Origin of the sequence: Bosea sp. NBC_00550, from assembly GCF_026020075.1 — a bacterium.
Lineage (GTDB): Bacteria > Pseudomonadota > Alphaproteobacteria > Rhizobiales > Beijerinckiaceae > Allobosea.
The window spans coordinates 5,178,453-5,191,194 of sequence record NZ_CP102772.1 but is presented as its reverse complement, the minus strand read 5'-3'; the positions used below and the strand labels follow the sequence as shown (position 1 = coordinate 5,191,194).

Genomic DNA, 12,742 nt, shown 5'->3' with positions numbered 1-12,742 from the left:
GCCCCGACATGATCGGCCTTTAGGCCCGGCCAAAGGGCAGCCTCAGCCAGCCAGACGATGAGGAACTGGAAGAGACGATGACGCAGAAACCTGCGACGGAAGACCCCAATCTCGATGCGGCGGCCGATGCGCCCGAGCAGGCAGCGGCCACCGAGGCAGGCCCCGAGGCCCTGATCGCCAAGCTCCAGGCCGAGCGCGACGAGTTCAAGGACAAGGTCCTGCGCACGCTCGCCGAGATGGAGAATCTGCGCCGGCGTACCGAGCGTGAGATCGCCGATGCCAAGGCCTATGCGGTGACGAGCTTCGCGCGCGATATGCTCGGCTCCTCCGACAATCTGCGCCGGGCGCTGGAAAGCCTGCCCGAGGCGGCCCGCAGCAGCGCCGAGGGCGCAGTGAAGACCCTCTACGAAGGCGTCGAACTGACGGAGCGCGAGCTCCTGAAGACGCTGGAGCGCCACGGCGTGCGCCGGATCGACCCGCAGGGCGAGAAGTTCGATCCGAACCTGCATCAGGCGATGTTCGAGGCGCCCGACGCCGAGATCGCCAAGGGGCTGGTCTCCAAGGTCGTGCAGGTCGGCTACAAGATCGGCGAGCGCGTCCTGCGCCCGGCGCTGGTCGGCGTCTCGGCCGGTGCGCCGAAGGCAGCGGAGCCGCCTGCCGACGACACCAAACACTAACGCCGTGTTCGAGGCCGCCGGCGTCGCAATCTTCGCTCTGACCGGTGCGATCGTCGCTGGCCGCAAAGGGATGGATCCGTTCGGCTTCATCCTGCTTGCGACGGTCACCGGGGTCGGCGGCGGCACCTTGCGGGATGTCCTGCTCGGAAACAGCGCGTTCTGGGTGAGCGACCCCATCGATGTCGCGGTTTGCGTCGTGGTCGCGCTTTGCGCCTGGACCACGGCTTACTTCCGGCCAGGCCTGCTGGAAGGCTGGGGCGGCCGCAAGGTCTTGATCTGGGCGGACGCGGCCGGGCTCTCGCTCTTCGCGGTCATCGGCACGTTCAAGGGCCTTTCAGCCGGCGCACCCGTCCTTTCCGCCGTGGCACTCGGAGCCATGACCGCAAGTTTCGGCGGCATCCTGCGCGATATCCTGGCCGGCGACCGGCCGATGGTGCTGTGGGGCGGCGACTTCTACGTCACCGCGGCGACGGCGGGGGCGGCAGTGACCGCTGTGCTGGTCGGGCTTGGCCTTCCGACGGCCATCATCATGCTCGGCGGCGTGGCAACGACTTTCGGGCTACGAGCCGGCTCCCTGCTCTGGGGATGGTCGTTCCCGAGCCTGCCCGGAAAACTATAGCCCTACGGCTTCGTCACGCGCCTGAGCGTCAGATTGATCCGCCCGCCCTCAGGCAACAGCGTCGAGGAGCCGGCGAGGATGCGGTCGATGCCGTGATAAGCCAGGCGCGCCTCGCCGCCGAAGAGCAGCACATCGCCGGAAGCGAGCTTGAGCGAGGCCGTCTTGCCGCCCCGCGCGGTGCCGCCGATGCGGAAGATCGCGGCGTCGCCGAGCGAGACCGACAACACGGGCGCATCGAACTCCTGCTCGTCACGGTCCTGATGCAGCCCCATCTTCGCGCCGCCCGCATAGAAATTGACGAGGCAGGCCTCGGGCGGATGCGGATAGCCGGAGAGCTCGTTCCAAAGATCGAGCAGCGGCGCGGGCATCAGCGGCCAGGGCTCGCCGGTTTCGGGATGCAGCGGCTGGTAGCGATAGCCTCGCTCGTCGGAGACCCAGCCGAGCGTGCCGCAATTGGTCATGCGGACGGAGAAGGGCTTGCCCGTCTTCGGCATGCGCGGCTGGAAGAATGGCGCCTTGCGCGCGACCGCACGCAGCTCCGCTAGCAACGCAGCCTGCTCCACCGGCGCGAGCCGGCCGGGCCAGTGAAACACGCCCGGAGCGACGGCGACACGGGTCATCGTCAGAGCGTGTCGAGGCCGAGCACATCGGCCATGGAATAGAGGCCGGGCGCCCGCCCTTTGCCCCAGAGCGCGGCCTTGACCGCGCCCTGCGCGAAGAGGCTGCGATCCTCGGCGACATGGGCCAATTCCAGCCGCTCGCCGGCGCCGGCGAAGATCACCTTGTGGTCTCCGACCACGGTGCCGCCGCGCAGAGCGGCAAAACCGATCGTGCCGGATTCGCGCGCGCCGGTGATGCCGTCGCGGCCGGCGACGCGCTGCTGCGCCAGATCGACCGCGCGGCCTTCGGCCGCCGCCTCGCCGAGCAGGACCGCCGTGCCGGAGGGAGCATCGACCTTCATGCGATGGTGCATCTCGACGATCTCGATGTCCCAATCGGTGCCCAGCGTCGCGGCGACCTTGCGCACCAGTGCCGCCAGCAGATTGACGCCGAGGCTCATATTGCCGGAACGGACGATCGGCGTGCGTTGAGCGGCCTCGGCCAGCCTCGCCAGATGGGACGGCTCCAGCCCGGTCGTGCCGACGACATGGAGGATGCCGGCTTCCGCCGCGAGATCGGCGAAGGCGACCGTCGCCGCCGGGGCGGTGAAGTCGAGAACGCCATCGGCGTTGGCGAAGGCGGCTGCAGCATCCCCCGTCACCTTCAAGCCGCGCGATGGCAGGCCGGCGAGCACACCGGCATCCTCGCCGATGACGGCCGAACCCGGCCGCTCGACGGCAGCCGCAAGCCGGCAGCCCTCGGCCTGGTCGATCGCACGGATCAGCATCCGGCCCATCCGCCCGGCGGCACCGACGACGACGAGACGCATATCACTCATGGAAGGCGGGCTCCGAAACCGTTCTGCGACCACAGCAGCTATTACTTGGCCAGTATCGCAATAGGCCGGCTTCCGCCAGCGCAACACCCGAAACCCGGACAAAGCAAAACGGCCGGGTTGCCCCGGCCGTTCTGGATCGTATTATTCTGATGCCGCTCAGGCCGCCTGCTGGATGCCCGAGAGCTTCCAAGCCGCGCCACGCTCGCGCAGGAAGGTCCAGTATTCCGTGACCTCCTGGGTCTGCGTCGCGTTGCCCTCGACGATCTTGCCGCTCTTGCGATCGTAGAGCGCGTTGATCAGGCTGAAGCGCATCGCAACGGTCGCGTAGTCGCTGTCGCCCTCCCGCCAGGCCTGCGACAGGTCGCCCTGAAGCAGCTTGACGTCGGTGACCCGGTCGACGACGCCGCGGCGGACGTTCTCCGTCAGGTCCTCGTCGAAATAGCCGAACATCTCGGTCGTCGTGCGCTGGCGCAGGCCGGCCTCGTCCTCGTTCGAGTAGGCGGTATTGATCTCGCCGAGCAGGCGCTCGAAGCTGTTGAAGTCCTCGCCGGCGAGCTCGATCGGCTGGGGCTGCGTTGCCGCAGCGGCGGCACCGCCACCACCGAAGCCACCCATACGGGCTGCGGCCGGCTGGGGCTGCGGCGCGTCATAGCCCTGGCGGGCATAAGGCGCACCGGCGCCGGCGAGTTGCGGCTCGGAGCGGCGGCGGAAGAAGCGGATGGCGAGCATCACGATGCCGGCGATCAGCGCGAGCTGCAGCAGGAAGCCGAACATGCCGGCGAGCGAAGCCAGGCCACCGAAGAAGCCCGAGCCGGACAGCATACCGAACAGGCCGGCGCCGAGCAGGCCGGCGCCGATGCCCATCATCATGTTGCGGGCGAAGGACGGGCGAGCCGCCTGCGCGGCTGCCGCGCCGGCGGCCGAGGGGCCAGCCATAGACGGCGAAGCCGGCGAGGACGGCGCGGAGCGCTGGAAAGTCTGGGCGCCACCCGGCGTCGTGCTGGTCGAGGGCGGCGCGCTATTGGTGAAACTGCCGCGGCTGCCCGAGCTGCGGCCGCCGCCCGGACGGGCCTCGGCAACGAGCGGCACGAGCAACAGGGCCCCGGTGACCAGGGCGACGGCACGTCCACGACGGGCAAGCGAAATCAGTGACATTGTTCCTCCCGGAGCCCCCCACGGGCTCTCTTCCGGCCAATATGGAGAGCGATCGCCGCGCACGCAAGCCTCTCCCCGGCTAACATTCTGAAATCTCTTACTATTTCAAATCAGTGCATAATTATTCGTCGTGATCGGGACCGCGTGGTAAACTCCCGAGGCCGTCTCGCCATGCGCAGGGGCAGGAGAGAGCCATGATCGGATCCGGACCGAGGCCTCACCGTCACAGGGTATTGAGATGGCTGCTCGCCCTCGCCGTCCTGCTGCTCGTCACGGAGGCGGCCGCAGCCGGGGAGCCTGCCGTCGCGCTGGATCCGCCGCGCCTCGCCCAGGCACCGGAGCCGCTCTGCTTCTGCTGGAACGACGGGCGCAAGATCGCAGAGGGATCGAATTCCTGCATCCGGACGAACCAGGGCCGCCGGCTGGCGACCTGCGGACGGGTGGTGAACATGATGTCCTGGCAGATCACCGAAACTCCCTGCCCCGAAAGCTGAAACGCGGCGGGCGTCTACTGGCAATCAAACAAAAACGCCGCCGGGATTTCCCGGCGGCGTTGCTTCTCATGGCTCTTGTGGTCCTAGCGACTTCGAGACTGACCTCGTCAGAACGCTCCCAGAACGATCGCCATCATGAACACGAAGGCCGCACCCATGATCCATCGGTCGAGACGTAGCGTGACACTCATCACACCCTCCTCCTGTCATTGACCTGTCGCGGAAGCTACCAGAACTGACGGAGGCCGCAAGGGGGCGGCACCATGGCAGCGCCACGGCGAAGGCTACATCATCGTTAAAACTTACTTAAAGCATTGATTAGACTTGGGGATAATTCTGCGGCCGAATGGTCGCTGACCCCGCCTCCACCTGCCTTCGCCATGGCAGCGCCATCTTTCCCGCGGGCCTTCGCCGCGTGATCTTCACAGTGACTTCCAACCTCTTCACCGTCCCGGCTTCAGCAGCTGGTTAACGCCGATCCGGGCGGGATTAAGACCCGGTTCACCACCTCGGCAAAGTTAATGCGGCTGTGGCGGCCGGGGCGCAGTCGGTTGAGAAACCGTTCACCAAACGCTTCGCATTTGAATGGTCATGCGACGCGTGAAACTCGCCCTCATCGCACTTGGCCTCGCCGGCGCCGCCGGGCTGGCCGGCTGCGGCAAATTCCAGAAAGCCCAGCGTGCCCCGTGGCGCGACCAGGCGGAAGCGACCTGCCTCGCCTCCGGCCAGGTGCAGCTCTCGAGCTATGTCAGCCTGCGCGGCAAGCCGATCGACGGCCCCGGAATCTGCGGCATGCAGCAGCCGCTGAAGGTCACGGCCCTGCAGAACGGCAGCGTCAGCCTGACGAGCCCGGCCCTGCTCGCCTGCCCGGTCGTCGCGACGACGGACCAGTGGTTCGCCGAGGTCGTACAGCCTGCAGCGATGAACATCCTCGGCGCACAGGTGATCGAGATCCGGTCCGGATCCTATTCCTGCCGCGCCATGAACAACGGCACCTATACGACGCGCACCTCGGAGCATGCCTATGGCAACGCCGTCGACGTGTTCTCCTTCCGGCTGAACGACAACCGCGTCGTCACGGTCAAGGACGGCTGGCGCGGCTCGCCCGAAGAGCAGAACTTCCTGCGCGAGATCTTCGTCGGCGCCTGCACCTATTTCGGCACGGTGCTCGGCCCCGGCGCCGATCCGATGCATTACGACCACCTCCATATCGACCTCGCCCGCCATTCGAAGGGGCGGCATATCTGCAAGCCGATCATCAAATACACGCCGAACTACAACCTGCCGCCGCCGGACCCGGCCCGGCCCTACTCCTCGGCGCAGAACGCACCAGGGCCCATGTCTCCACGCCGCGGCGAGCCGGCCGCCAACGCCTATGCCGGCGGGCCGCTGCTGCGCCAGCCGAGCGACGGACTGCGTCCGCCCGGTGCCGTGCAGGGAGGCTATCCGGTCGCGAGCAACGGGCGGGGCCAGGACAACAGCCTCGATGCGCAACAGCGCTTCCTGGAGCAATATGACGCGCGCCAGCGGCAAGGGCGCCCCGGATTCCAGCCGCAGCCTCTGCCGAGCGAGACGCGCGGGCCTCTCGCCCTGCCCGGGGCGGTCGAGCCCTCGGAGGAGGAGACCGTGTTCGGCGACGGCGGCGGATCGGGCGTCGTCGATCAGCAGGGCTCCGAGGAGGCGCTGCCGATCAGCCCGCAGCGCGACCCCTTCGCCTACAGCTCGGCACGGGTCCCGCCGCGGCGGTAAAGGGCGTCATTCTCGGGCTTGACCCGGGAATCTCAGGCCGGAAGAGCTTCAGAGCCTTCTTCCTCAGGAGATGCTCGGGTCAAGCCCGAGCATGACGGCAGGGCGCATCGTCAGGGGGAGACGAGCACCTGCCGGCATTCCGGCGGCAGGGCATCGACTGACATGGGCGGCTTGGGCTTCGGCTTCGGACCCGGCTTCGGCTTGGGTGGGTTGAAGATCGCCTGATGCTGGCGCTCGACCCAGCCGCTCAGCTCCGTCCCGCAGCCATCGCCGAAATTCGGCGGCTCCTGGCCCTGGCAGCTCGCCATGCCGGCCGGGCAGGCCAAACGGATGTGGAAGTGATAGTTGTGGCCCCAGATCGGCCTGACCTTGTCGAGCCAGCTCTTGTCGGCCCCCGCCTCGCGGCAGAGCGCCACCTTCAGCGCAGGGTTGACGAAGATGCGCTCGACGCGCGGTTCGGCCGCGACCGCCCTGATCAGGCGGGTATGGGCCGGCGTCCAGTTGCGCGGATCGACATCGCGCCAGTCGGCGCGGGCCATGTTGACCGCCGACATGTTCTCGCGCTGCTCGTGGTCGAGCCGGCCCTTCGGCATCGGCGTCAGCCAGACGTCGGCGTCGAGCCCGATCTGGTGGGACGCATGGCCGGTCAGCATCGGCCCGCCACGCGGCTGCGACATGTCGCCGACGAGCAGCCCCGGCCAGCCGTTGATGCGCGGGACGTCGCGGGCGAGCTTCTCGAGATAATCGATCAGCGCCGGATGGCCCCAGTTGCGGTTGCGGTTGAGCCGCATCACCTGCCAGCTCGGCCCGTCGACCGGCAGCGCCTCGGCCCCGGCGAGGCAACCGCGGGCATAGGAGCCGATGGCGCGTGCCTGCATGCTGGCAGGCGCCGCCTTCTGGCCGAAGAGCGAGCGGGCGGCGTCGGGCCAGGCGGCGATGTTGGCGGCCCGCGTCTTCGCCTCCTGATCCGCCGTCGATTGGGCGTGGCCGGCCGTGGGGAGCAGGGCCAGCGGCAGGAGGAAGGTGGCGATTCGCGAGATGCTGCGCATCGCAGCAGAATCGCTGCGGTGCCTCATGGCGGTCAAGCGCGATGACTGGACAAGCGCCGCGGCGAATTGCAGCCTTGGCAAAGGCGACGCAGAGCGCCCCTCAGGGAGGATATCGATGACCACCATGATCGACCGCCGCGCGCTTCTCGCGGGCACCAGCGCGCTTCTCGCAGCTCCGACGCCTGGCTTCGGCCAGCAGCCCTGGCCGCAGGGGCGGCTGATCAAGCTAGTCGTGCCGTTCACGCCGGGCGGCGCCACCGACGTGCTGGGGCGGCTCATCGCCGACAAGCTGGGGCAGACCTGGGGAACCAGCATCGTCGTCGAGAACCGGCCGGGCGCCGGCAGCAATATCGGGACGGAGGCAGTGGCCAAGGCCGAGCCCAATGGCGAGACGCTGCTGATCGTCTCGGTTGGCCTGGCGACGAACCAGTATCTCTACGCCAAGGTCAATTACGACCCGATCAAGGATTTCGCGCCGATCACCATGGTCGCGCTCGTGCCCAACCTGCTCGTCGTGAACAACCAGCTGCCGGTGAAGGATGTCGCCGAGCTCGTCGCCTATGCCAAGGCCAATCCCGGCAAGCTGACCTACGCCTCGTCAGGCGTCGGCACCTCGCTGCATCTCTCAGGCGAACTCTTCCAGAAGCTCACCGGCACCAAGATGGTCCATGTGCCCTATCGCGGCTCGGCGCAGGCGATCCAGGACCTGATCGGCGGCCGTGTCGACCTGATCTTCGACAACATCACCTCGGCCCTGCCGCAGGCGAAGGCGGGCATGATCCGAGGCCTCGGCGTGACGACGGCGAAGCGTGCGCCGACCGCGCCGGAATTCCCGCCGATCGCCGATACGGTGCCGGGCTTCGACGTGTCCTCGTGGTTCGCACTGTTTGCGCCGGCCAAGACGCCGCCCGAGATCGTCGCGAAGATCCAGGCCGATACCCGGGCGGGCGTCGCAGATCCCGCGCTCAGGGCGAAGATGGATGCGCTGGCGGCCGAGCCCGGCGGCTGGTCCTCGGACGAGCTCGGCACCTTCCTGCGCTCCGAGCTGAAGAAATGGGGCGATCTCATCAAGGAAGCCGGCATCAAGGCCGATTGATCAAACCGGCGGCGAGGGAACCCGCGGTTCCCAGACGGCGTTTCCCGCTAGACCTCGCCCGGCATGGGCGCTGACTTTGGGGAGATCGCCATGTCCACCGTTCTGATTGTCGTGCTGCTCATCCTGCTTCTTGGTGGCGGCGGATATTACGGCCACCGCAGCTATGGAACCGCCGGTTTGGGCGGCGTGCTGGGCCTCGTGCTCGTCGTCGTTCTGATCCTGTGGCTGCTCGGCGCCATCGGCGGCGCGCGCGTCGCGTAAAGCGTTCCGGACATTGCCGACACGCTGGCGGCACCAGCCAGGCTTTACCTCAGTATCGGGCCGAAAAGCGGCTTCCGCGATCCGGCCCGATAGCCTTTCCGGTCAGGAGCGGTTTTCCCAAACCGCAACGGCTGAAGCCAGATCCTCGAGCGCGACGCCCACCGACTTGAACAGGGTGATGCCGCCGCCCTCGACGGGTCCGGCGATTCGGCCATGGCAGAGATCGGCGAGCGTTCCAGCCACCTTGTCGGCGCTATAGCTGCCTTCCGCGATCGCGACGGCGACATCCCCGCCCTCGTCGATCGCCTTGCTTGAATCGACGATGACGCGGGCACGGTGCAACGCCTCGGCGTCAGCTTCGCGCATCTGCATGGTGAAGCCGCCGATCAGGTCGAGATGCGCCTCGCGCTTCAGCCAGTGGCCGTGGATCAGCGGCTCGGTCGCGTTGGTGGCGCAGGAGATGATATCCGCCGTGCGGGCCTCGCCCTCGAGATCGGTCGTCACCCGCGCCTCGATACCATCCGCCGCCAGGTCCGCGACGACGGCCTCGGCCGCTTCGGGGCGACGAGCCCAGATCGCGATCTCGGTCAGCGGCCGGACCGAGCGATGCGCCTTGATGATGAAGGGCGCGAGCGCGCCGGCCCCGACCATCAGCATCCGGCTCGCTTCAGGATTGGACATGTAGCGTGAGGCGAGCGCCGAGGCGGCCGCCGTACGCCAGGTCGTCAGGCGATTGCCGTCCATGACCGCGAGTGGCCTGCCGGTTTCGCCATCCATCAGCAGATAGGCGCCCATCACGCCCGGCAGGTTACGCCGGCCATTGCCGAAGAAGACCGAGACGATCTTCGTGCCGATATAGGGATTGGCGACGTTCGGGCCGCTCCAGGCCGGCATGGTCAGCAGGATCGCCGCCGCCTCGTCCGGGCGCTCGATCTCGTACTGGCCGCGCTTTGGCGCAATGACCTCGCTGCGAAAGGCGTCGTCGAGAATGTCGATCAGGCCGGGGTAGCTCAGAGCCGCATCGATCTCGGCCACGTCGAACAGGCGCATCATTGACGTCCGCTGGTCAGGGCCGGCAGGGCAGAATCGGGAACTGCGGAACGCAGGGCCTGTGTCTCGGAGCGCAGTGCCTCGACCTCGCGGCGGCCACGACGCGCAGCCTTGCGATACTTGCCCTGTGCCAGCCAGGAGGCGAAGCCGCCGACGAGAACGCCGATGAAGATCGCCGCCAGGACCACGAGGAAGAGCGGCAGCTCGTAGGACAAACTCGGCAGGTCACGGCTGAAAGGATCGAGCGAGACCCGCACCGGAGCCCGGTTGGCGACCGAGAACAGCACGATCAGCAGCGCGACCGGAACGAGCACCAACGCCTTGAGAAAGGCTTTCATCGCAATCTCCGTGGCGGCAGGAGGAACGGCGGGCTTTCGGCTCAGGACTTGCCGTTTCAGGACTTGCCGTTGAGGCGAAGCCGCAGTTCCTTGCCCGTCTTGAAGACGGGAACGAATTTCTCCTCGACCTCGACCGCGTCGCCCGTACGGGGATTGCGGCCGATCCGGGCGGAGCGCGCCTTGCGCGAGAAAGCGCCGAAACCGCGCAGTTCCACCCTGTCACCTCGCGCAAGCGCCTTCACGACTTCGTCCAGGATGGCCGAGACGATGTTCTCGATGTCGCGCTGGTAAAGGTGGGTGTTCTGATCAGCGATCCGCTGAACGAGTTCGGATTTAATCATCGCCGGAGTATAACCATTTGTATCAACATCACTTTTCAGCCGCAGGCTGCCAGAGCGCCAAGGGCGCGTCAAGCCGCAAGCCGACCGGCTGATCCGCCGCCCGCGCGATTGTCGCGGCGAGGGCTTCCAGCCCCGCGCCACGCGCCATCGCCTCGGCGAAACTCCAGAGGCCGAAAGAGGAGGATTCGCTGCGGCGGCGCCAGTCGCGCACCTTGAGATCCTTGGCGATGCCCTTCTCGCGCTCGAGCCAACCGATCGCATCCGGCTCGCCGCCGATCTGGTCGACGAGCTTCAACGCAAGCGCCTGACGGCCGGAATGAACGCGCCCGTCCGAGACGGTCGTCACCTCGCCATCGGCAAGATGGCGGCGGTCACGCACCATCTGCTTGAACCAGGCGTAATTGTCGTCGACGACGCGCTGAAGCGCCTCGCGCGCCTCCGGCGAAGTCGGCTCGAAGCCGCTGGGCGCAGCCTTGAGCGGGCTCGACTTGATCGACTCGACCTTGACGCCGACCGTATCGAGCAAGTGCGAGACGTTGGGGAACTGGAACAGCACGCCGATCGAACCGACGAGCGAGGTCTGGCGGGCGACGATGCGATCCGCGCCCATGGCGGCAATGTAGCCGCCCGAGGCCGCCAGACCATCGACCACGGCGACCATCGGCTTCTTCGCGGCGAGCTGGCGCAGCGCCGTGTGAAGCGCCTCGGAGCCGGAGGTGGTGCCGCCAGGGCTGTCGACCCTGAGCACGACGGCGGAGACGGAGCTGCTGTCCTCGACCGACTTGATCAGGTCCAGCGTGCGGCGGTCACCCGAGATGAAGCCGGCGATGGTGATGCGCGCGATATGGGCGCTCGACAGGCTCGCCGGGCTGTCGCCCTTCCAGGCAAGGCCGCCGATCACCGCGGCAACGATGACGCCGAGGACGGCGAGCACACGCCAGAGCGTCAGCTTGCGCCGCAGGCTGCGGCGATCTGCGAGCAGATCTGCGTCGGATGACATCGGGCACTCCTGGCGGCTGCGGGTCCGTGATGTAGACCCACCACGCCGGACGGGCAAGGCGAGAGCGCGGCCTTCAGGCCGCGACCGAGGCGCGCGCCCGATCGAGCGCGAGCAAGGCGAGCCCGCTGGCGACCGAGCGGAAGGCGTCGCCGATATGCACCTTGTCGGCACCGAAGCGGCGATCGAACAGCTTGCGCACCGCAGGGACATAGGAGGTGCCGCCCGTCATGAACACCGCCTCGATCCGGTCCCCCGCCAGCCCGGCCTCGGCCAGCGCACGGTCGAGCGCGGCCTCGATCGCACCGACATCCCCGGCGATCCAGCGCTCGAAATCGGCGCGGCGGATCGGCTTCTCGATGACGACGCCCATCTGGCTGAAGCTCAGCGTCGTGGTCTCGTTCTCCGAAAGCGCCACCTTGGCGGCGGAGACGGCACGATAGAGCTCATAGCCGAGATCGTATTCGATGACCGTCAGCAGGTCCTCGAGCTTGGCCGGCTCGACGGCCTCGCGGATCAGGGCGTTGAGCTCGGCCATGGTCTCGCGGCTCTTCATCAGCGAGAGCTTGTGCCATTGCGCGAAGGCGGCGTGGTAATGCGCGGGCACCGGCAGGAGCTTGCCGAAGGAGCGGTATTCGCCGCCCTTGCCGAGCGCGGGCGAGACCGCGTGCTCGATGATCCGATAGTCGAAGGTGTCGCCCGCGACGCCGACGCCGGCATGGGAGAGCGGGATCGCTTCCAGCCGCCCACGCTCGCCCGGCTCGAAGCGCATCACCGAGAAGTCGCTGGTGCCGCCTCCGAAGTCGGCGACCAGCATGGTCTGCGGCCGGCCGAGATCGCGGGCATACCAGTAGGCGGCGCCGAGCGGCTCATAGGCGAAGTCGACCTGCTTCATCCCTGCTTCGGCGTAGGACGCCTTGAGGCGTCCGAGCGCCAGCTCCTCGTCCGGCCGCTCGCCGGCGAAGACGACGGGACGCCCGGAGACGAGCGGCAGCGCGTCATGGCCATCGAGACCCGCCACGAGATCATTCAGGAAGACGCCGATCAAATCCTCCAGCCGGAAGAGCTTGCCGAACAGGCGCGTCTCCTGGAAGGCACGGCTGGAGAGATGGGTCTTGAGCGACTGCAGGAAGCGGTGCTCGGTCGTCATGCCAAGGGCCATGTCGAGCGCGTCGGGGCCGCTGACATGGGTGACGCGTGTCTCGGGCGGGCGCCCCTCGCGCCAGAACATCAACGCCGAGCGATAGGCATCGACCGCGCCCTGCCGCGTCGCGAAGGAGCGCGTCATGACGGAGCCATCCGCATCCGCCAGCGCGACGACGCTGTTGGTGGTGCCGAAGTCGATGCCGATGGCGGCGGGTGTCATGGCAGGCTCCTTGGTGGCCAGGGATGCAACGCAGGTTCGACCCGTCACGCCGTCATCCCGGACAAGCGGAGAAGCCGCGCCGATCCGGGATCCATCGAAGGGCAAAAGCGCT

The 12,742-nt window shown here is 67.7% G+C and carries 15 protein-coding genes; 6 read left to right on the top strand and 9 right to left on the bottom strand.

The window, feature by feature from the left end; translation table 11 throughout:
- The first annotated feature begins 65 nt into the window (after positions 1-65).
- Positions 66-677, top strand: a complete 612-nt coding sequence (gene grpE, locus NWE53_RS24660; protein ID WP_265055014.1) for a nucleotide exchange factor GrpE — start codon at positions 66-68, stop codon at positions 675-677.
- A 4-nt stretch (positions 678-681) separates the two neighbouring features.
- Positions 682-1,296: a trimeric intracellular cation channel family protein gene (locus NWE53_RS24655; RefSeq protein WP_265051937.1), complete on the top strand. Its 615-nt coding sequence runs from the start codon at positions 682-684 to the stop codon at positions 1,294-1,296.
- A gap of 2 nt (positions 1,297-1,298) precedes the next feature.
- On the opposite strand, the gene NWE53_RS24650 is transcribed toward NWE53_RS24655, so the two are convergent.
- From NWE53_RS24650 to NWE53_RS24640, 3 genes are all read right to left on the bottom strand, one after another.
- On the bottom strand, positions 1,299-1,916 hold the full coding sequence (locus tag NWE53_RS24650) for an alpha-ketoglutarate-dependent dioxygenase AlkB family protein (protein WP_265051936.1): 618 nt from the start codon (positions 1,914-1,916) through the stop codon (positions 1,299-1,301).
- Positions 1,917-1,918: 2 nt separating this feature from the next.
- Positions 1,919-2,725: a 4-hydroxy-tetrahydrodipicolinate reductase gene (gene dapB / locus NWE53_RS24645; RefSeq protein WP_265055013.1), complete on the bottom strand. Its 807-nt coding sequence runs from the start codon at positions 2,723-2,725 to the stop codon at positions 1,919-1,921.
- Between the two features lie 165 nt (positions 2,726-2,890).
- A complete protein-coding gene (locus NWE53_RS24640; RefSeq protein WP_265051935.1) occupies positions 2,891-3,889 on the bottom strand; it encodes a Tim44 domain-containing protein in 999 nt (332 codons plus the stop codon).
- A 194-nt stretch (positions 3,890-4,083) separates the two neighbouring features.
- Between NWE53_RS24640 and NWE53_RS24635 the strand changes: the two genes are divergently transcribed.
- Entirely contained in the window at positions 4,084-4,383 is a 300-nt protein-coding gene (locus NWE53_RS24635; protein ID WP_265051934.1) for a hypothetical protein, read from the top strand.
- Between the two features lie 600 nt (positions 4,384-4,983).
- A complete protein-coding gene (locus NWE53_RS24630; protein ID WP_265051933.1) occupies positions 4,984-6,132 on the top strand; it encodes an extensin-like domain-containing protein in 1,149 nt (382 codons plus the stop codon).
- Between the two features lie 110 nt (positions 6,133-6,242).
- On the opposite strand, the gene mepA is transcribed toward NWE53_RS24630, so the two are convergent.
- Entirely contained in the window at positions 6,243-7,181 is a 939-nt protein-coding gene (mepA, locus tag NWE53_RS24625) for a penicillin-insensitive murein endopeptidase (RefSeq protein ID WP_265051932.1), read from the bottom strand.
- A 115-nt stretch (positions 7,182-7,296) separates the two neighbouring features.
- On the opposite strand from mepA, the gene NWE53_RS24620 reads away from it, so the two are divergent.
- Positions 7,297-8,277 (top strand): Bug family tripartite tricarboxylate transporter substrate binding protein, encoded by a 981-nt coding sequence (locus tag NWE53_RS24620; RefSeq protein WP_265051931.1) that lies wholly within the window; start codon positions 7,297-7,299, stop codon positions 8,275-8,277.
- Positions 8,278-8,367: 90 nt separating this feature from the next.
- Entirely contained in the window at positions 8,368-8,538 is a 171-nt protein-coding gene (locus NWE53_RS24615) for a DUF3309 family protein (RefSeq protein ID WP_442864899.1), read from the top strand.
- A 102-nt stretch (positions 8,539-8,640) separates the two neighbouring features.
- Here NWE53_RS24615 and lhpI read toward each other — a convergent pair whose 3' ends face one another.
- The 5 genes from lhpI to NWE53_RS24590 form a co-directional block, all read right to left on the bottom strand.
- Positions 8,641-9,588 carry a bifunctional Delta(1)-pyrroline-2-carboxylate/Delta(1)-piperideine-2-carboxylate reductase gene (gene lhpI / locus NWE53_RS24610; protein ID WP_265051930.1) on the bottom strand — a complete coding sequence of 316 codons (948 nt, stop codon included), beginning with the start codon at positions 9,586-9,588 and terminating at the stop codon, positions 8,641-8,643.
- Positions 9,588-9,926, bottom strand: coding sequence for a LapA family protein (locus tag NWE53_RS24605; RefSeq protein WP_265051929.1), 339 nt, complete (start codon positions 9,924-9,926; stop codon positions 9,588-9,590). The genes lhpI and NWE53_RS24605 overlap by 1 nt, the downstream gene beginning before the upstream one ends.
- Positions 9,927-9,982: 56 nt before the next feature.
- Complete coding sequence (ihfB, locus tag NWE53_RS24600) at positions 9,983-10,267, bottom strand: integration host factor subunit beta (protein ID WP_265051928.1); 285 nt, start codon at positions 10,265-10,267, stop codon at positions 9,983-9,985.
- 28 nt (positions 10,268-10,295) lie between these two features.
- A complete protein-coding gene (sppA, locus tag NWE53_RS24595) occupies positions 10,296-11,267 on the bottom strand; it encodes a signal peptide peptidase SppA (RefSeq protein WP_265051927.1) in 972 nt (323 codons plus the stop codon).
- A gap of 73 nt (positions 11,268-11,340) precedes the next feature.
- The gene (locus tag NWE53_RS24590) at positions 11,341-12,630 is read right to left on the bottom strand and encodes an Hsp70 family protein (RefSeq protein WP_265051926.1); all 1,290 of its coding nucleotides are present in this window, start codon (positions 12,628-12,630) and stop codon (positions 11,341-11,343) included.
- Positions 12,631-12,742: the final 112 nt, after the last annotated feature.

Coding starts and splice junctions, on each gene's coding strand:
- NWE53_RS24615 (WP_442864899.1), top strand. CDS start 8,368: ATGTCCACCGTTCTGATTGTCGTGCTGCTCATCCTGCTTCTTGGTGGC.
- NWE53_RS24605 (WP_265051929.1), bottom strand. CDS start 9,926: ATGAAAGCCTTTCTCAAGGCGTTGGTGCTCGTTCCGGTCGCGCTGCTG.
- dapB (WP_265055013.1), bottom strand. CDS start 2,725: ATGCGTCTCGTCGTCGTCGGTGCCGCCGGGCGGATGGGCCGGATGCTG.
- mepA (WP_265051932.1), bottom strand. CDS start 7,181: ATGCGCAGCATCTCGCGAATCGCCACCTTCCTCCTGCCGCTGGCCCTG.
- NWE53_RS24590 (WP_265051926.1), bottom strand. CDS start 12,630: ATGACACCCGCCGCCATCGGCATCGACTTCGGCACCACCAACAGCGTC.
- sppA (WP_265051927.1), bottom strand. CDS start 11,267: ATGTCATCCGACGCAGATCTGCTCGCAGATCGCCGCAGCCTGCGGCGC.
- NWE53_RS24650 (WP_265051936.1), bottom strand. CDS start 1,916: ATGACCCGTGTCGCCGTCGCTCCGGGCGTGTTTCACTGGCCCGGCCGG.
- NWE53_RS24635 (WP_265051934.1), top strand. CDS start 4,084: ATGATCGGATCCGGACCGAGGCCTCACCGTCACAGGGTATTGAGATGG.
- NWE53_RS24620 (WP_265051931.1), top strand. CDS start 7,297: ATGACCACCATGATCGACCGCCGCGCGCTTCTCGCGGGCACCAGCGCG.
- ihfB (WP_265051928.1), bottom strand. CDS start 10,267: ATGATTAAATCCGAACTCGTTCAGCGGATCGCTGATCAGAACACCCAC.
- NWE53_RS24640 (WP_265051935.1), bottom strand. CDS start 3,889: ATGTCACTGATTTCGCTTGCCCGTCGTGGACGTGCCGTCGCCCTGGTC.
- lhpI (WP_265051930.1), bottom strand. CDS start 9,588: ATGCGCCTGTTCGACGTGGCCGAGATCGATGCGGCTCTGAGCTACCCC.